General features: G+C 71.6%; 14 protein-coding genes. 10 read left to right on the top strand and 4 right to left on the bottom strand.

Going from position 1 to position 17,160, the window contains the following annotated elements:
- Positions 1-57 precede the first annotated feature (57 nt).
- A complete protein-coding gene (locus ACFC02_RS30325; protein WP_376364118.1) occupies positions 58-2,922 on the bottom strand; it encodes a penicillin acylase family protein in 2,865 nt (954 codons plus the stop codon).
- Between the two features lie 211 nt (positions 2,923-3,133).
- On the opposite strand from ACFC02_RS30325, the gene ACFC02_RS30320 reads away from it, so the two are divergent.
- From ACFC02_RS30320 to mscL, 6 genes are all read left to right on the top strand, one after another.
- The gene (locus ACFC02_RS30320; protein WP_376364126.1) at positions 3,134-4,645 is read left to right on the top strand and encodes a potassium/proton antiporter; all 1,512 of its coding nucleotides are present in this window, start codon (positions 3,134-3,136) and stop codon (positions 4,643-4,645) included.
- Between the two features lie 403 nt (positions 4,646-5,048).
- The gene (locus ACFC02_RS30315) at positions 5,049-6,344 is read left to right on the top strand and encodes an MFS transporter (RefSeq protein ID WP_376364115.1); all 1,296 of its coding nucleotides are present in this window, start codon (positions 5,049-5,051) and stop codon (positions 6,342-6,344) included.
- A gap of 67 nt (positions 6,345-6,411) precedes the next feature.
- Complete coding sequence (locus ACFC02_RS30310; RefSeq protein ID WP_376364112.1) at positions 6,412-6,741, top strand: FmdB family zinc ribbon protein; 330 nt, start codon at positions 6,412-6,414, stop codon at positions 6,739-6,741.
- A gap of 111 nt (positions 6,742-6,852) precedes the next feature.
- On the top strand, positions 6,853-7,686 hold the full coding sequence (locus ACFC02_RS30305; protein WP_376364109.1) for an S-methyl-5'-thioadenosine phosphorylase: 834 nt from the start codon (positions 6,853-6,855) through the stop codon (positions 7,684-7,686).
- Positions 7,687-7,978: 292 nt separating this feature from the next.
- Entirely contained in the window at positions 7,979-8,638 is a 660-nt protein-coding gene (locus tag ACFC02_RS30300) for an RcpC/CpaB family pilus assembly protein (RefSeq protein WP_376364106.1), read from the top strand.
- Between the two features lie 57 nt (positions 8,639-8,695).
- Positions 8,696-9,163 carry a large conductance mechanosensitive channel protein MscL gene (mscL, locus tag ACFC02_RS30295; protein WP_376364102.1) on the top strand — a complete coding sequence of 156 codons (468 nt, stop codon included), beginning with the start codon at positions 8,696-8,698 and terminating at the stop codon, positions 9,161-9,163.
- Positions 9,164-9,191: 28 nt separating this feature from the next.
- On the opposite strand, the gene ACFC02_RS30290 is transcribed toward mscL, so the two are convergent.
- Positions 9,192-9,362, bottom strand: coding sequence for a hypothetical protein (locus tag ACFC02_RS30290; RefSeq protein ID WP_376364099.1), 171 nt, complete (start codon positions 9,360-9,362; stop codon positions 9,192-9,194).
- A gap of 74 nt (positions 9,363-9,436) precedes the next feature.
- Here ACFC02_RS30290 and ACFC02_RS30285 point away from each other — a divergent pair, with 74 nt between their 5' ends.
- The 4 genes from ACFC02_RS30285 (at position 9,437) to ACFC02_RS30270 (ending at position 14,312) form a co-directional block, all read left to right on the top strand.
- Positions 9,437-10,681, top strand: coding sequence for a low temperature requirement protein A (locus ACFC02_RS30285; RefSeq protein ID WP_376364096.1), 1,245 nt, complete (start codon positions 9,437-9,439; stop codon positions 10,679-10,681).
- 41 nt (positions 10,682-10,722) lie between these two features.
- Entirely contained in the window at positions 10,723-11,892 is a 1,170-nt protein-coding gene (locus ACFC02_RS30280; RefSeq protein ID WP_376364093.1) for a P1 family peptidase, read from the top strand.
- A 267-nt stretch (positions 11,893-12,159) separates the two neighbouring features.
- Positions 12,160-13,380, top strand: coding sequence for an Ig-like domain-containing protein (locus ACFC02_RS30275; RefSeq protein ID WP_376364090.1), 1,221 nt, complete (start codon positions 12,160-12,162; stop codon positions 13,378-13,380).
- Between the two features lie 185 nt (positions 13,381-13,565).
- The gene (locus ACFC02_RS30270) at positions 13,566-14,312 is read left to right on the top strand and encodes a DUF6227 family protein (protein ID WP_376364087.1); all 747 of its coding nucleotides are present in this window, start codon (positions 13,566-13,568) and stop codon (positions 14,310-14,312) included.
- Positions 14,313-14,331: 19 nt separating this feature from the next.
- Here ACFC02_RS30270 and ACFC02_RS30265 read toward each other — a convergent pair whose 3' ends face one another.
- A complete protein-coding gene (locus tag ACFC02_RS30265) occupies positions 14,332-14,586 on the bottom strand; it encodes a hypothetical protein (RefSeq protein WP_376364084.1) in 255 nt (84 codons plus the stop codon).
- 144 nt (positions 14,587-14,730) lie between these two features.
- Positions 14,731-17,049, bottom strand: a complete 2,319-nt coding sequence (locus ACFC02_RS30260) for a fructose-specific PTS transporter subunit EIIC (protein ID WP_376364081.1) — start codon at positions 17,047-17,049, stop codon at positions 14,731-14,733.
- Positions 17,050-17,160: the final 111 nt, after the last annotated feature.

Genomic DNA, 17,160 nt, shown 5'->3' with positions numbered 1-17,160 from the left:
CCACGCGCGCGTGGAGGGCCGTCGCCCGGTGCGGTGCCGTGGCCGCCGGTCAGCGGCTCACGGCTTGAGCACCAGGGTGTCGCTCGTGCTCTTGTCGACGGCGCCGGCCGAGTAGGACCACGGCAGCAGCTCGCCCTTGGCCCACTTGTCCGTCTGGTCGGTGTAGTGGGCGCTGAAGGCGTGCCCGGAGGCGCCGGTGAGGTTGATCCACCTGGACTTGTCGAGGTCGGCGAGGTTGACCACCATCCGCATCGACGGCACCCAGACGACGCCGTAGCCGCCGGCCGCGTTCCACCCGGAGGCGTTGACCGCGGCCTCGCCGCCGCTGAGCTTCCAGGGGCCCCGGTTCAGGATGTACTGCAGGAAGCCGGGTCCGTCGGTGCCCAGGGTCTGGTTCTTCAGGAACAGGCGGTGCAGCCGGCCCCAGTTCCAGGTGTCGATGTCCTTGCCGAGCTTCGAGGTCAGCTCCCAGCGGGCGTCGATCAGGGCGCGCTCGAAGAGCTGGTCGCGGTTGTCGGCCTTGGGGCGGGTGCCGGAGGCCGGTGCCTTCCACCAGTCGCTGTTCGGCTGGTTCACCAGGTTGCGGACCACCTCGAACCAGCGGTCGCCGCCGTCCGGCTGCGCCTGGTCGGCCGAGCGCTCGCCGCACTCGCGGACCTTGGTGTTCTCGTCGACGGGACCGGTGTTGCCGGTCGGCTTCACCCACAGGCACTGGCCCTTGACCCGCAGTTCCTTGGGCAGCTTGTTGCCGAAGGCCAGCTTGAGGATGTTGCGCCACACCGCGTTGAAGTACGCGGCCGCCGCCGAGTCGGCGTCCTGGGTGTAGTCCCAGCCCTCCAGCAGCTTCTGCGCCTGGCGGACGTCCTTGTCGCGGATGTCGACCTTCAGCAGCATGGGCACGAGCAGCTTGGCGATCTCGCTGCTGTTGTCCGTCTGCATCTGGCGCATGTCGTCGGTGGAGATCTTGCCGCCGCCGTCGATCTTCGACTGGATCAGGTCGGCGATGCGCTGGCTGCGCGTGCCGTAGCCCCAGTCCGCGGTGAGCGTGTACGGGTACTTGTCCGGGGCGACCACGGCCTGGTTGGCGGTGACGATGTAGCCGCGCTTGGGGTTGTACTCGTAGGGCAGCTCGGACTGCTTGATGTAGCCCTTCCAGTCGTACTTCGAGTCCCAGCCGGGCGCCGGGACGGAGCCGTCGTCGTTCTTGGCGCGCTCGGGGATGCGGCCCGGCAGGGTGTAGCCGATGTTGTTGTCGGTGTCGGCGTAGACCAGGTTCTGCGAGGGCACGTCGAACTTCGCGGCGGCCGAACGGAAGTCGCTCCAGTTCTTGGCCTTGTCGAGGGCGAAGACGGCGTCCATGGTGGTGCCCGCCTCCAGGGCGGTCCACTTCAGGGAGATGGCGTACCCGTCGCCGCGGTCCGGTGCGGCGGTGGTGACCTGGGCCTTCCTGCCGACCTGGACCAGTTCGTCGTCGCGGTCGGACAGCAGCGGGCCGTTCTCGGTCTCGCGCACGACGATCGTCTTGGAAGTGCCGCCGGCGACCTTGATGGTCTCCTGGCGGGTCCGGAACGGCACCGTCTTGTCGTCGCGCAGGTAGCCGTCGCCGCTGAGCTTCTCCAGGTAGAGGTCGGTGACGTCGACGCCGGAGTTGGTCATGCCCCAGGCGATGTCCTGGTTGTGTCCGATGACGACGCCGGGCATGCCCGCGAAGGTGTAGCCGGTGACGTCGTAGGGGCACTTGCCGGACACGGCGCGGCAGTGCAGGCCCATCTGGTACCAGACGGACGGCAGCGCGGCGCCCAGGTGCGGGTCGTTGGCGAGCAGCGGCTTGCCGGTGATCGTGTACTTGCCGGCGACCACCCAGGAGTTGGAGCCGATGCCGTCGCCGTTCACGCCGACGGCCGCGGGCAGGTTCTGCATGACGTCACGCAGGCCCATGAGCTGGCTCTGCACGCCCGAACCGCTGGAGCTGCCGGACCCGCCGGCCGAGCCGCCGCCCGCGGTGGAGCCGGCCGGGAGGCCACCCGCGCCGCCCGTGCCCGTGCCGCTGCCGCTGGTCCCGGAGGTGTCGGATGAGCCGAGGGGGCTGCCGGACCCGCCGGTCCCGCCGGAGCCGCCGCTGGACCCGCTCGCGCCCCCTTCGAACGCCTGCGCGAGTTCGTCGTACTGGCCCTGCGTGACGATCGGCTTGTTCCGGCTGTACGGGTAGTCCGGGTACAGGTCCTTGATCTGCTTGGGGCCCAGGCGGCTGGTCATCAGGGCGCGGTCGATCTCGTCCTGCATGTTGCCGCGCAGGTCCCAGGCCATCGCCTTCAGCCAGGAGACCGAGTCGACCGGGGTCCAGGGGGCGGGCTTGTAGTCGTTGGTGAAGCCCAGCGCCGCGTACTCCAGGGAGATGTCCTTGGCGTCGCGCCCCTTGAGGTAGGCGTTGACGCCCTGGGCGTACGCCTGGAGGTACTGCTTGGTGGAGGACGACAGCTTCTTGTCGTACTCCTGCTTCGCGACCCGGTCCCAGCCCATCGTGCGCAGGAACTCGTCGTTCTGGACCTGTCCCTTGCCGAACATCTCCGACAGGCGCCCGGACGTCATGTGCCGGCGCACGTCCATCTCGTAGAACCGGTCCTGCGCCTGGACGAAGCCCTGCGCCATGAACAGGTCCTGCGGGGAGGAGGCGTAGATCTGCGGGATGCCGTAGCCGTCCCGCTTCACGTCGACGGGGCCCGACAGGCCCTGGAGCGTGATCGAACCCTTGGTCTGCGGGAAGGAGGCGCGGACGGTGCTGACGGACCAGTAGGCCCCGTAGGCGATGCCTCCGATGATGGCCAGCACCAGGACAAGCACGATCAGTCGGGCTTTTCGCCCCTTCTTCCTGCCGGACTTGCCGGGTTTGTCACCCGTTGTGGCGGTGGTGTTGGGGGGCATCGCTGTCCTTGCTGTCCTAACGCGAGCGGCAGGCGGTACTGGAGTGCTGGAGCAACCATAGGCGCAGGACCCTGTGCCGCTTGACGCGGAGTCGGGTCCAGGCGTGCACGGGCGTTCGATCCGGACGCGGGAAGCGTCAAGAAAGCGTCAAGAGTTAGGTAAGGTAACGAAGTAACCGGAGAACGCGGAGAACTCGGGGAAGGAACCGCCACTGACTGTCCACCACCTCAACCAGCTCCTGCTCGCCTGCTCCCTCGTCCTGCTCGTCGCGGTCGCGGCGGTGCGCATCTCCTCCCGCAGCGGGCTCCCCAGCCTGCTCGTGTACCTGGGGATCGGCATCGTCATGGGTCAGGACGGCCTCGGCCACATCCACTTCAGCAACGCCGAGATGACCCAGGTCATCGGATACGCGGCCCTCGTCGTGATCCTCGCCGAGGGCGGTCTCGGTACGAAGTGGAAGGAGATCGGGCCGGTCCTGCCGTCCGCCTCCGTGCTGGCGCTGGTCGGGGTCGCGGTCAGCGTCGGCGTCACGGCGGCCGGCGCCCACTACCTGACCGGCCTGGAGTGGCGCCAGGCCCTCATCATCGGCGCGGTGGTCTCCTCGACGGACGCGGCGGCCGTCTTCTCGGTGCTGCGGCGGATCCCGCTGCCCGCGCGCGTGACGGGCACACTGGAGGCCGAGTCCGGCTTCAACGACGCCCCGGTGGTCATCCTGGTCGTCGCCTTCTCCACGGCGGGCCCGGTCGAACACTGGTACGTCCTGGTAGGCGAGATAGCGCTGGAACTGGCCATCGGCGCCGCCATCGGCCTCGCGGTGGGCTGGCTCGGCTCCTGGGGGCTCAAGCGCGTCGCCCTGCCCGCCTCCGGCCTCTATCCGATCGCCGTGATGGCGATCGCGGTCGCCGCCTACGCGGCCGGAGCCCTCGCCCACGGCAGCGGCTTCCTCGCCGTCTACCTGGCCTCGATGATCCTCGGCAACGCCAAGCTGCCGCACTGGCCCGCCACCCGCGGCTTCGCCGAGGGGCTCGGCTGGATCGCCCAGATCGGCATGTTCGTCCTGCTCGGCCTGCTGGTCACCCCGCACGAACTCCTCGACGACTTCGTACCCGCCCTGCTCATCGGCCTGGTCCTGACCATGGTCGCGCGACCGCTGAGCGTGCTGGTCAGCCTGCTGCCGTTCCGGGTGCCCTGGCCGGAGCAGGCCCTGATGTCCTGGGCCGGGCTGCGCGGCGCCGTCCCCATCATCCTCGCCACCATCCCCATGGTGAACGGCGTCGACTCCAGCGGCCGGATCTTCAACATCGTCTTCGTGCTCGTGGTGGTCTACACGCTGGTCCAGGGACCGACGCTGCCCTGGCTGGCCCGCAAGCTCCGGCTGGGCGACAGCCAGGAGGCCGCCGACCTCGGCATCGAGTCGGCACCCCTGGAGCGGCTGCGCGGCCATCTGCTGTCCGTCGCCATTCCGGAGGGCTCGCTGATGCACGGCGTGGAGGTGGCCGAGCTGCGGCTGCCCGCCGGGTCCGCGGTCACCCTGGTCGTCCGTGAGGGAAAATCGTTTGTCCCGTTGCCGACGACCGTCCTGCGGCGCGGCGACGAACTCCTCGTGGTCGCCACCGACCCGGTCCGCGAGGCGGCCGAACGACGGCTGCGCGCGGTCGGCCGGGGCGGCAAGCTGGCGAGCTGGCTGGGCGCCAACGGCGCCACGGCGAGCGGGGGGCCGTGAGGGGCACCTGAGGAGGGCTTGCGGGTGGGGCCTTGAGGCGGGTCTTGAGGGGGGTCTTGAGGTGGACCTTCCTCCGTTTCCCCGGCTGCCTCGGGCCGCGCGGCCCGGGCGTCCCACCTCCGGTTCCCTCCTGCGCCGAACAGAAGGCGAAGAACACAAGGCGAACACAAGGGGAAGCCGCCCATGGTGCTCGCTTTCACAGGCGCACAAGCCCTCCGCACCTGTACGATGAAGGCGCACCCTGATCGAACCAACTCTGCCTGACGCAGAGCTGGCGCGACCGTATGGCGGTCGGGACGCCCCTGGGGGGCGCCGGCATCTACCGCAGTCCGCGCAAGAGGACAGCTCTCGGCGCGCCCACACCCAAGGGCACGCGCTACCAGGCGGCAGAAAGGCACGGGCCGTGGGATCCGCGGTCACCCCCACCGACCCTGCGAAGACCTCGACGGCATCCTCCCGCCCCGGATACGGGCAGTTGCTGCGTACCCGCGGCGCCTGGACGTTCCTGCTCCCCGGTTTCGCCGCGCGCCAGCCGTTCGCGATGCTCACCATCTCCATCGTGCTGCTCGTGCAGCACACCACCCGCTCCTACGGCGCGGCGGGCGCCACCGCGGCCGTCACCGGCGTCTCCATGGCGCTCTTCGCGCCCTACAGCGGACGGCTCGCCGACCGCTACGGGCAGCGGGCCGTCCTCCTCCCCGGCGTCCTGGTGCACGCCCTGGCGGGCCTGACGCTGACCGCGCTCGCGCTGGCGCACGCACCCCTGTGGGCACTCTTCGTGGCCGCCGTACCGACCGGCGCCTCGGTGCCGCAGGTCGGGCCCATGGTGCGCGCCCGCTGGGGCGTGACGCTGAAGGACTCGCCGCTGATGACCACCGCGGCGGCCTTCGAGTCGGTCACCGACGAGCTGACCTTCGTCTTCGGACCGCTGCTCGCCACCGCCCTGTGCACGGCCGTCGCCCCGGCGGCCGGGCTGTTCACCGAGTCCGCGCTGACCCTGGTCGGCGGTCTGCTGTTCGCCGCGCAGAAGCGCACCCAGCCGTCCGTCTCCGGCGACGGGCACGCGCGCGTGGAGCACGCCTCGGCCCTGCGCATCCCGGGCGTGCGCGTGCTGATCGTGACCTTCCTGGGCATCGGCTCGGTCTTCGGCGGCATGCAGGTCTCGCTGGCCGCGTTCACCGAGTCGATCGGCGAGCCCGGCCTCAACGGCGTCCTGTACGGGACCTTCGCCGCCGGCAACATGCTCTCCGGCATCGTCTGCGGCGCGATCGCCTGGAAGGTGGCCCCGCAGCGGCGCCTGCTCGTCGGCTACACCGCCCTGGCGCTGGCCGCCTCCGCCCTGTGGACCGCGCACTCGGTGCTGCTGCTCGCCGCGCTCGGCCTCCTGGTCGGCATGTGCATCGCGCCGGCGCTGATCACCGGCTACACGCTGGTCGAGGGCCTGGTCCCGGCGGGCGCCAGGACAGAGGCGTTCACCTGGCTCACCGGCGCGGTCGCGCTCGGCCAGGCCGCCGCGGTCACCGTGGCCGGACAGCTGGAGGACCGCCTGTGGGGCGGCGCCGGTTTCCTGGTCCCGATGGCCGGTACGGTGCTCGCCCTGCTGACCCTGCTCACCCTGCGGTCGCGGCTCACCGCCCGGGCCGACAGCCGCCTGGTGGCACGTGGCGTCGGTCACCGCTCACCTGTCGCAGTGGACTGACGCCGAGGAATACGTCACTATGGACCGTCGTTAGCACTCATCGAGTGAGAGTGCCAGGAGGAAGACAGTGCCCACCTATCAGTACCAGTGCACCGAGTGCGGCGAGGGCCTCGAGGCGGTGCAGAAGTTCACCGACGACGCGCTCACCGAGTGCCCCAACTGCGGTGGCCGCCTGAAGAAGGTGTTCTCCGCGGTCGGCATTGTCTTCAAGGGATCCGGCTTCTACCGCAACGACAGCCGCGGCTCCTCGTCGAGCAGCAGCCCGGCGTCGTCGAAGCCGGCGACCACGTCGTCCTCTTCGTCGTCGGACTCGTCGTCGTCCGGTTCCGGTTCGTCGTCCTCGACGTCCTCGCCGGCCTCGACGTCCACGAGTTCGGCCGGCAGCTCCGCCGCCTGACATCGCGCTTGCCGGACCCTGCCGTCCTAGGACGGCAGGGCCCTCGGCGTCCGTGCGCGCTCGTCCCCGGCAGGCTGCTCCGCGTGCGCCGGGGCGACTAGTGTGCGGGGCATGGCGAACGCAGAGATCGGTGTCATCGGCGGGTCCGGCTTCTACTCGTTCCTGGACGACGTGACCGAGATCCGGGTCGACACGCCGTACGGGGCGCCCAGCGACTCCCTCTTCCTCGGCGAGGTCGCCGGCCGGCGGGTCGCCTTCCTGCCCCGCCACGGCCGCGGCCACCACCTTCCGCCGCACCGCATCAACTACCGGGCCAACCTGTGGGCGCTGCGCTCCGTCGGTGTGCGCCAGGTCCTCGGCCCCTGCGCGGTGGGCGGTCTGCGCCCGGAGTACGGGCCGGGCACGCTGCTCGTGCCGGACCAGTTCGTCGACCGTACGAAGTCGCGGGAGCAGACCTTCTTCGACGGGCTGCCGCTGCCCGACGGCACCCTGCCGAACGTGGTGCACGTCTCGCTCGCCGACCCCTACTGCCCCACCGGCCGGGCCGCCGCGCTGAAGGCGGCACACGGGCGGGACTGGGCCGCCGTCGACGGCGGCGTCCTCGTCGTGGTGGAAGGGCCGCGCTTCTCGACCCGCGCCGAATCGCTGTGGCACCAGGCGCAGGGCTGGTCGGTGGTGGGCATGACCGGGCACCCCGAGGCGGCGCTCGCCCGCGAACTGGAGCTGTGCTACACGTCCCTGAACCTGGTCACCGACCTCGACGCGGGCGCGGAGAGCGGCGAGGGTGTCTCGCACGAGGAGGTGCTGCGGGTGTTCGCCGCCAATGTGGAGCGGCTGCGGGGCGTGCTGTTCGACGCGGTCGCCGCGCTGCCCGCCACCGGGGAGCGGGACTGCCTGTGCGCGAACGCGCTGGGCGGGATGGACCCGGGCTTCGCACTGCCGTAGCGGACCGGGACTGCCTGGCCCGCGCTGTCCGGGCCCCTTCGCGCGCCACCATCCGTTCACCTGGGCCCGTCCGGCCGTTCTCCCGGACCCGTCCGGCGTGCCGCCGCCCGTCTCGCGGCGGAACCTCTCCTTCGGGTGACCGAATTGTCCACAACCCGCGAGTAGCGCACGGGCTCCAGCGGCGTTCGGCGCGAGGCCTCATCGTGGCATCGCAAGCCGGTTCCACGCGAGGCCTCATCGTGGCATCGCAAGCCGGTTCCACACCGGTCCCCGAGCGCAGGTGGTGGCTCCCATGTCCCTGTCTTCCCCCTCTCCGACCGCAGACCGCCTCTTTCCAGGCCCGATCGCCACGGAGACCCCGGCCCCCTGCGAGGTGCCGCACTTCGCTCCCGTGCGCGTGCGGGGCGGGCGGTACCTGCTGCGCCGGCTGCTGCGCCACCGCGGGCGGGCCGTGGTGGCCGGGCTGGCGGTCACGGCCGCCGCGCTGGTGGCCGCGGGCCCCCGGCCGGCCCAGGACGCCCCTCGCGGCGTCCCCGCCCGCGGGCATCCGGGACCGGCGGCCGGCACCGCCGCCGCTGCGCGCGACGCCCGCGCCTCGGACGCGGAGCGGACGGTGACCGTGCCCGTGCGCATCGCCGACGCGGCGACGGTCCGGCTGCTGCGCCCGGGCGACCGGGTGGACGTGATCGCCGTCACGGATCAGGCAGCGGACGGCCGGGCCAGGGTCGTGGCGCGCGGAGCGCGGGTGAAGAAGGTCCCCGAGCCCCTCGGCGGCTCCGGCGCGGCGGCGCACACGGGTTCGGGCAGGGACACCGTTGTGGCGCCCGACGTGACGCCGGCGGCGGGAAGCTACATGGACGACGCCCTGGTCACCCTGGCCGTGCCGCGTTCCGCGGGGGCACAGCTGGCCGGGGCGAGCGCGACCGCCCGATTGGCGGTGACCCTCTGGTGAGGCTTAGGTTGCTGAGCTGTTTGTTGTACAACCTGCATGCCCGAGGAGTGTCCCGAGGTGAGTACGGAGAAGGACCCGAGCGTCTGGCAGGGCTTCAAGGCCTTCCTGATGCGCGGGAACGTCGTCGAGCTGGCGGTCGCGGTGGTCGTCGGCGCCGCTTTCAGCAACATCGTCAGCTCAGTGGTCAAAGGCGTGATCAACCCGGTCGTCGGGGCGATCGGCACCAAGAACCTCGACCACTACAGCTCGTGCCTCAGCTCCAGCTGCAAGGGCGAGGACGGCATCCAGATCATGTGGGGCTCGGTCCTCGGCGCCACCCTGCAGTTCCTGATCACCGCCGCGGTGGTCTACTTCCTGATGGTGCTGCCCATGGCGAAGTTCCTGGCCCGCCAGGAGGCCCGGAAGAAGGCCAAGGACGCTGTGCGGGAGCCGCACGAGGTCATCGAGGTGACCGAGTTGCAGGTCCTCCAGGAGATCCGCGACGAACTGGTCGCGCGGCGCGGCGGCGAGCACGAGCGGGTGTAACCGTCAGGACGGCACGGGACCACCGGGATCACAGGTGGTGCGGCGGCTTCTCGTCGAGGAAGCGCTTGAGGTCGGCGGCGGCGTCGCCGTCCGGGCGCTCGCCCCAGCCCCGGTCGGTGTCGTCGGTGGACTGCTGGTTCAGCGGGTCGTCGAAGATCAGCGCGTTCTTCGGGCCACGCGGCTCGGGGGCAGTGCTCATGTCCCCAGGGTACGGTCTGCGGCGGGCCCGTCCGCGGCGGGATTTTCCGGCGGCTTTCTGCTGTGCTGGGGGCCATGACGTCCAGTTCCGCTTCCGCCGCCGGGTCCGGCTCTCCGGAGCCCTCCCGCCCCTCCCGGCCGCTGCGCCCCCTCACCGCGCGCGGCCGGCACGAGTCGCACCGCGTGTCCTCACCGCTCGAGCTCTTCTTCGACCTGTGCTTCGTCGTGGCGATCGCGCAGGCGGGCGCGGAGCTGGTCCACGCCGTGGCGGAGGGCCACGCGGGGCAGGGCATCCTGAACTACGCGATGGCGTTCTTCGCCATCTGGTGGGCCTGGATGAACTTCTCGTGGTTCGCCTCGGCCTACGACAACGACGACGTGCTGTACCGGGTCGTCACCCTGGTGCAGATCGCCGGTGTGCTGGTGCTGGCCGCGGGTATCTCCCGGGCCTTCACCGACCGCGACTTCTTCCTGGTGTGGCTCGGCTACGTGATCATGCGGGTGGCGATGGCCGCCCAGTGGCTGCGTGCGGCACGGGGCGCCGAGGGTTCGGAGCGCCGCACGGCGTCGCGCTACGCGGCGGGTGTGCTGCTGTGCCAGATCGGCTGGCTGGGTCTGGTGCTCCTGCCGGAGCCGGCCCGGCCGTGGGTGTTCCTGGTGATGGTGCTCGCGGAACTGTCGGTGCCGGTGTACGCGGAGAGGACGCAGCCGACCTCCTGGCATCCGCACCACATCGCCGAACGGTACGGGCTGTTCACGATCATCGTGCTGGGCGAGACGGTCTCGGCGGCCACGGTCGCGGTGAAGTCGGCCTCCGACGAGCACTTCGCACTGTCCGAGTTGCTGCCGATCGCGGCGGGCGGCCTGCTGATCGTCTTCTCGGCCTGGTGGATCTACTTCGTGGTGCCGATCCACGGTTATCTGCGCTCCAGCCGCGAGTCCTTCCTGTGGGGCTACGGCCACTACCTGATCTTCGCCTCGGCGGCGGCGATCGGCGCGGGGCTGGAGGTGGCGGTGGAGCACGCCGTCGGCAAGAGCCATCTGTCGGCCCTGGAGGCGTCGGCCGCCGTGACCCTGCCGACGGCGTTGTACCTGATCACCGTCTGGGCCCTGCACGCTCGCCACTTCAAGGTGGGCATCGCCCAGCAGCTGGTGCTGCCCACCAGCGCCCTCCTGGTGATCTGCTGCACCTTCCTCGGCGACTGGGCGGTCCTCGCGGCGGGCCTCGTCTCGGCACTGGCCGTGGCGACGGGCGTCATCCTGACGGCGCGCGTGTCAGCGGGTCCGGGCCGGGACCGGACGGCGCGACAGGCGGCCTGAGCGCCGCACTTCCGGGCCGGCCGCCGGGGAGACTGGCCCGCATGACTGTGGACGCTTTGACGGATGTCGCCGGGGTGCGGGTGGGTCATGCGACCCTCGCGGGCGGCGGGTGGCTCACCGGGACGACGGTCGTGCTGGCCCCGGAGGGCGGCGCGGTCGCCGCCGTGGACGTGCGCGGCGGCGGACCCGGCACCAAGGAGACCGACGCGCTCGATCCGCGCAACCTCGTGCGGACGGTCGAGGCGGTCGTCCTGACCGGCGGCAGCGCGTACGGGCTGGACGCCGCCTCGGGAGTGATGGCCTGGCTGGAGGAGCGCGGGCGGGGCGTGCACGTGGGCCCCGATCCCTCGCACGTGGTGCCGGTGGTGCCGGCGGCCTGCGTGTTCGACCTGGGCCGCGGCGGTGACTTCCGGGCCCGGCCGGACGCGGCGACCGGGCGCGAGGCGGTCGAGGCCGCCGCCGCGAGCGAGCCGGGTGCGCCCGTCCCCCAGGGCTGCGTCGGGGCCGGCACGGGGGCGGCGGTGGGGCCGGTCAAGGGCGGCATCGGCAGCGCGAGCACGCTGCTCGCCTCGGGGGTCACGGTGGCGGCGCTCGTCGTGGCCAACGCGGCCGGGTCCGCCGTGGACCCCGAAACGGGGGTGCTGTACGGCGAGTTGTTCCAGGGACGTGCCGAGTATCCCGACGCGCGGGTGCACGAGACCGCGCTCAGACGGCTCGCCGAAGCCGCCGCACGCAACGGGCCGCCCCCGCTGAACACCACGCTCGCGGTGGTCGCCACCGACGCCGACCTGTCCAAGGCCCAGGCGCAGAAACTCGCCGGGACGGCACACGACGGCATCGCACGCGCCGTCCGGCCGGTGCACCTGCTCAACGACGGGGACACGGTGTTCGCCCTGGCCACCGGCGCCCGTCCGCTCGCCCCCGACCCCGGCCCTCCCGTTCCCGGTACCGGCTCACCCGCTCCCCGCTCCGGCTCACCCGCCCCCCGCTCCGGCTTCCCCGCTCCCGGCTCCGGTGCGCCCGCTGCGGGTTCCGGTGTGCCCGCCGCCGGTCCGCCCGGCTCCGGTGGGACCCTCGCCCTGAACGAGGTGCTCGCCGCCGGAGCGGACGTGGTGACCCGCGCGATCGTCCGCGCCGTGCGGGCCGCCGAGTCGGTGGACGGACCCGGCGGAACATGGCCGGCCTACCGGGAGTTGTACGGGAGGCGATGATCCGGGCGGGCGACAGGAGGGGGCGGACAGTGCGGGCATCTGGGGCCAACTGCCCCCGCCGAGGGCGACGTCGGCCCCCTGGCAGGTCTCATGGGGGCGACGATTGTCCCGGTTCTGTCACGTGAAAGGTTTTCAGCCGAACCGCGGGAACCTCGCGCGGGGCCGCCCGCCTCTCTATCCACGCATTACAGCCACTCACCACTCACCACCCGCTCACTTCGCACTTTCCGCTCAGCACTTCTCACTTCCACGAACCTGGAGCAGCCCGTGACAACGCCGGACATAGCAGCGCGGCGCATACTGGGGGCCTGTGCCGCCCTGATGGTCGGCACCCTCACCCTCACCGGATGCGGCGGCGACGCCAAGGCCAACGACGACGGCAAGGGCGGCGGCAAGGACAGCGTCAAGACCTCCACGGCCAAGATCGACATCTCGGCCAAGGACGGTTCCACCGGTGCGTCGATCAACGCGACCGGCGTGAAGGTCAGCGACGGAAAGCTGACCGACGTGAAGATGACCGTCGCAGGGTCCGGCAAGGACATACCCGGCACGATCTCGGCCGACGGCGCCACCTGGAAGCCGAAGGAGCAGCTGGACCGCGGCACGAAGTACCAGCTCTCGGCGACGGCCAAGGACGACGCGGGCCGCGTCGCCGCCGCCAACTCCATCTTCACGACCGTCACCACGAAGAACAGCTTCATCGGCACGTACACCCCGGACAACGGCACGACGGTGGGCGTCGGAATGCCGGTGTCGTTCAACTTCGACAAGGTCATCAGCGACAAGAAGGCCGTGCAGTCGCACATCACGGTGACCTCCAGCAGTGGCCAGCAGGTGGTCGGCCACTGGTTCGGCGCCCAGCGCCTCGACTTCCGGCCCCAGGAGTACTGGAAGGCCGGTTCCAAGGTCACGATGAACATAGACCTGGACGGCGTGCAGGGCGCGAACGGCGTCTACGGCGTGCAGAAGAAGACCGTGACCTTCACGATCGGCCGCTCGCAGGTCTCCACGGTCGACGTCAACACGCAGACCATGACGGTCGTCCGCGACGGCCGGACCGTCAAGACGATCCCCGTCTCCACGGGCAGCCCCGAGCACACGACGTACAACGGGCAGATGGTGATCTCGGAGAAGTTCACGCAGACGCGCATGAACAGTCAGACGGTCGGCCTGGGCGGCGAGTACGACATCCCGGACGTGCCGCACGCCATGCGCCTGACGACCTCCGGCACCTTCATCCACGGCAACTACTGGTACAACCCGGGCAACCCGCCCTTCGGCAACTCCGGCACCAGCCACGGCTGTGTCGGCATGCAGGACGCGCGCGGCGCACAGGGCGACACCCCCGCCAAGTCGTTCTTCGACAGCTCGCTCCTCGGCGACGTCGTGATCGTGAAGCACTCCCCCGACAAGACGGTCGCCCCGGACAACGGCCTCAACGGCTGGAACATGCCGTGGAGCGAGTGGACCGCCGGAAGCAGCGCCTGACCACTCCTGACTCACAACGCGCCACTGACCAGCGGATTTTGACGAAACGCCGGGTCGCACGGGAACTTCTCGTGCGGCCCGGCCGTTTTTCCGCCGTACGTTTTCTCGGTTCCCGGACACAATGTCCCACCGAGGGGCTACGGTATGCACCCACCAGGTGACATGCAGCAACGCCGGGAGAAACCTTGAGCGTTCCGTACGAGACGACCGCGTACGAACCACGCCGCTCGCCCGAGTCTCCGGAGGAGCAGCTCGCGCGGCTGCTCGGTCGCGCGCTGAACTCCTTCGAACTGCCCGACGAGACGATACGCCGGCTCGACTGCGCGCTGGCGTACGACGGCTCGCTGCACTCCGCACACCACAGCGCGGGCCTGCACCGCGAGACGTACCGGCACACCTGGCTGCTCGCCGACGGATCGGCGCTGACCCTGTGGGAGCTGGTGCACAACACCGCCCCGGGCGGCGAGTCGCAGCACGAGGTCTACCTCGACGAGGAGGAGCTGGGCACCGCCACCGGACGGCTGCCGTTGCCGCCGGACGCGCCGGAGTTCGAGCCGCCGGTGCTCGTGCAGTTCTCCGTCCTGCCCGAGGCCCGGCACGCGTACGCCCCCGGTGACGCCGCCGACCACGCCCGCCGGCTCCTGCGGCGGGCGGAGAACACGGACCGCCCCGGCACGGAGGTCGCCTCGCTGCTCCAGACGGCGTCCGGACACCAGATCACGCAGGCCTTCGGCCGTCCCTGCCGCGCGGGACGCGCCGGACTGGGCTTCACGCTCTACGAGCACGCCTTCCTGCTGCGCGACGGCGTGGAGGTCTCCCTGTGGGAGGTGGAGCACACGGCGACGCCCGACGGCCGCCACATGTGCGAGGTCTACGCCACCGAGGACGCGGCCCGCGACGCGATGGAGCGGCGGGCGGCGCGGCTGCCTTGAGCGCCGCGCCGTCGGCCGGTCAGTGGCCGTCGCCGAGCTGACGCACCAGGCCGGCGAAGGCGGCCCGCTCCGCCGGGGTCAGTTCGACGTACTCCCGGTGGGGTCCGGAGCCGCGCTGGGCCGGGAGTGCCCGCAGAGCGGGCGCGTGCGGTCGGCGGCGGATCTCGAACCGGAGGCCGAATCGGTAACCGGCGAGGCCGACGGCGCAGGCGAGGAACAGCACGGCGGGCAGGACCACACCGAACCAGACCAGGAACGGGACGTGCTCAGGCATGTCTTCAAGTGAACACCACGGTCCGGGACTTTGACCCCGGACCGTGACGTATCTCGCAGGTGACGTGAACTACTCACAGCACCCCAAAGGGGCCATGACCGGCCATGGAGGCCACGGCCGGCCGCTGAGGCCGCTGCCGGGGCTTCAGGCCGCCACCGGCTGCTCGCGGTCCGCCGACGTGCTCTGCACGCCCTCGTCGCCGCCGTCCGCCCCGCCCCGGCCCGCACCGCCTGGCGCGGACGTACGCAGCGTCTTCAGGGCGACCACCAGCGCCGTCGTCGCGCAGACGCCCGCCGCGACGGCGAGCAGGTAGAAGAACGGGTTGCCGATCAGCGGGACCACGAAGATGCCGCCGTGCGGGGCGCGCAGTGTGGCGCCGAAGGTCATCGACAGGGCGCCGGTGAGCGCGCCGCCGACCATCGAGGCGGGGATGACGCGCAGCGGGTCGGCCGCCGCGAACGGGATGGCGCCCTCGGAGATGAACGAGGCTCCCAGCACCCAGGCGGCCTTGCCGTTCTCCCGCTCGGTGTGGGTGAAGAGCCTGCCGCGCACGGTCGTGGCCAGCGCCATCGACAGCGGCGGCACCATGCCGGCGGCCATCACCGCGGCCATGATCTTCATCGCGGAGTCGCTCGGGTCGGAGACGGCGATCCCGGCGGTGGCGAAGGTGTAGGCGACCTTGTTGACCGGGCCGCCCAGGTCGAAGCACATCATCAGGCCGAGCAGCGCCCCGAGCAGGACGGCGTTGGTGCCGGTCAGACCGTTGAGCCAGTCGGTCATGCCCTTCTGGGCGGCGGCGATGGGTTTGCCGATGACCACGAACATCAGGAACCCGACGACCGCCGAGGAGATCAGCGGGATCACCACCACCGGCATGATGCCGCGCAGCGCCGCCGGGATGCGGATCTTCTGGACGGCGATCACCACGCCGCCCGAGATCAGACCGGCCGCGAGGCCGCCCAGGAAGCCCGCGTTGATGGTGAGGGCGATCGAGCCGCCGACGAAACCGGGGACGAGTCCGGGCCGGTCGGCCATGCCGTAGGCGATGTAACCGGCCAGCACCGGCACGAGGAAGGCGAAGGCCACGCCGCCGATCTGGAACAGCAGCGCCGCCCAGCTGCCGGCCTGGGTCCAGACGAAGTGGTCCATGACCGACGGCGCCTTGTTGATCTGGTAGCCGCCGATCGCGAAGCCGAGGGCGATCAGCAGTCCGCCCGCGGCGACGAACGGGACCATGTAACTGACGCCCGACATCAGCCACTTGCGCAGCTTGGTGCCGTAGCCCTCGCCCGCCTGGCCGGCCCGCTCGACCGGCGTGCCACCGGGCGCCGCCGCCGCGCTCACCTCACCGCGTGCGGCCTTGCCGCGGACCTCGCCGATCAGTTCGCCGGGCCGGTTGATGCCCGCCTTGACGCCGACGTCGACGGTCGGCTTCCCGGCGAAGCGGTCCTTGTCCCGTACGGGGACGTCATGGGCGAAGATCACGCCGTCGGCCGCCGCGATCACGGCCGGGTCGAGCCGGGTGAATCCAGCCGAGCCCTGTGTCTCGACGACCAGCTCGACGCCCGCCTCGCGGCCCGCGTTCTCCAGTGACTCGGCCGCCATGTAGGTGTGCGCGATGCCGGTGGGGCAGGAGGTGACGGCGACGATCCGGAACGGGGAGGCGGGCGGGGGCGTGGGCTCCGCCGCGGCAGCCGATGGGGCGGCGGTGCCCGTCGCGGCGCCGGCGGAGGCCGCCCCCGGCACCGCGACGGAGTCCTCGGGGGCCTCGGGGGCCTCGGGGGCCTCGGGGTTCTGCGAGTCCGGGACACGGTTCGCGAGGGCCGCGGGACTCTCTGCGCGCCCGGCCGCCTCAGCGCCGGCAGTATCAGTGGTCCCGGCGGACTCAGTGGTCCCGGCGGGCTCAATGGTTCCTGTGGCCTCAGCACCCGCTACGGCCTCAGCACCCGCTATGGCCTCACGACTCCCGGCCGCATCACTGCTCCCGGCCGCCTCGGTGCCCTGCGCCCTGCCCGCCGGGCTCGTGTCGCCGCGGATCAGCGCCGCCGCCGTCGCCGCGTCGCCCGCGGTGCGCAGGGCGGCGGTGAACCCGGCGTTCATCAGCTGCCGGGCCAGCGAGGACAGGATCGTCAGGTGGGCGTCGTCGGCACCCGCCGGAGCGGCGATCAGGAAGATCAGGTCGGCGGGGCCGTCCGGCGCGCCGAAGTCGATCCCGGCGGCGCTGCGCCCGAAGGCGAGCGTCGGCTCGGTGACGTGCGCGCTGCGGCAGTGCGGGATGCCGATGCCGCCGTCGAGGCCGGTCGGCATCTGCGCCTCGCGGGCGGCCACGTCGGCGAGGAAGCCGTCCAGGTCGGTCACCCGGCCCTGGGCCACCATCCGTTCGGCGAGGGCGCGCGCCGCCGCCTCCTTGGTGTCGGCGGACAGGTCGAGGTCGACCAGGTCCGCGGTGATCATGTCACTCATCGCGGGCTCCTTAGCGCGCGTATCGCCCGGGCGGCGGGGCTGGGGACGGGAGTGGGGACGGTGGCGCTCGTGTGGACAGGAGCGGGGAAGGCGGAACGAGCGGAGGTCAGC

This window comes from Streptomyces sp. NPDC056160 (genome assembly GCF_042268205.1).
GTDB lineage: Bacteria > Actinomycetota > Actinomycetes > Streptomycetales > Streptomycetaceae > Streptomyces.
This window is presented reverse-complemented; position numbering and strand designations above follow the sequence as displayed.

Excerpts from the sequence above, each read along its gene's own strand:
- ACFC02_RS30290 (WP_376364099.1), bottom strand. The coding sequence starts at position 9,362 with ATGAGCACTGCCCCCGAGCCGCGTGGCCCGAAGAACGCGCTGATCTTC.
- ACFC02_RS30305 (WP_376364109.1), top strand. The coding sequence starts at position 6,853 with ATGGCGAACGCAGAGATCGGTGTCATCGGCGGGTCCGGCTTCTACTCG.
- ACFC02_RS30265 (WP_376364084.1), bottom strand. The coding sequence starts at position 14,586 with ATGCCTGAGCACGTCCCGTTCCTGGTCTGGTTCGGTGTGGTCCTGCCC.
- ACFC02_RS30325 (WP_376364118.1), bottom strand. The coding sequence starts at position 2,922 with ATGCCCCCCAACACCACCGCCACAACGGGTGACAAACCCGGCAAGTCC.
- ACFC02_RS30300 (WP_376364106.1), top strand. The coding sequence starts at position 7,979 with ATGTCCCTGTCTTCCCCCTCTCCGACCGCAGACCGCCTCTTTCCAGGC.
- ACFC02_RS30260 (WP_376364081.1), bottom strand. The coding sequence starts at position 17,049 with ATGAGTGACATGATCACCGCGGACCTGGTCGACCTCGACCTGTCCGCC.
- ACFC02_RS30285 (WP_376364096.1), top strand. The coding sequence starts at position 9,437 with ATGACGTCCAGTTCCGCTTCCGCCGCCGGGTCCGGCTCTCCGGAGCCC.
- ACFC02_RS30280 (WP_376364093.1), top strand. The coding sequence starts at position 10,723 with ATGACTGTGGACGCTTTGACGGATGTCGCCGGGGTGCGGGTGGGTCAT.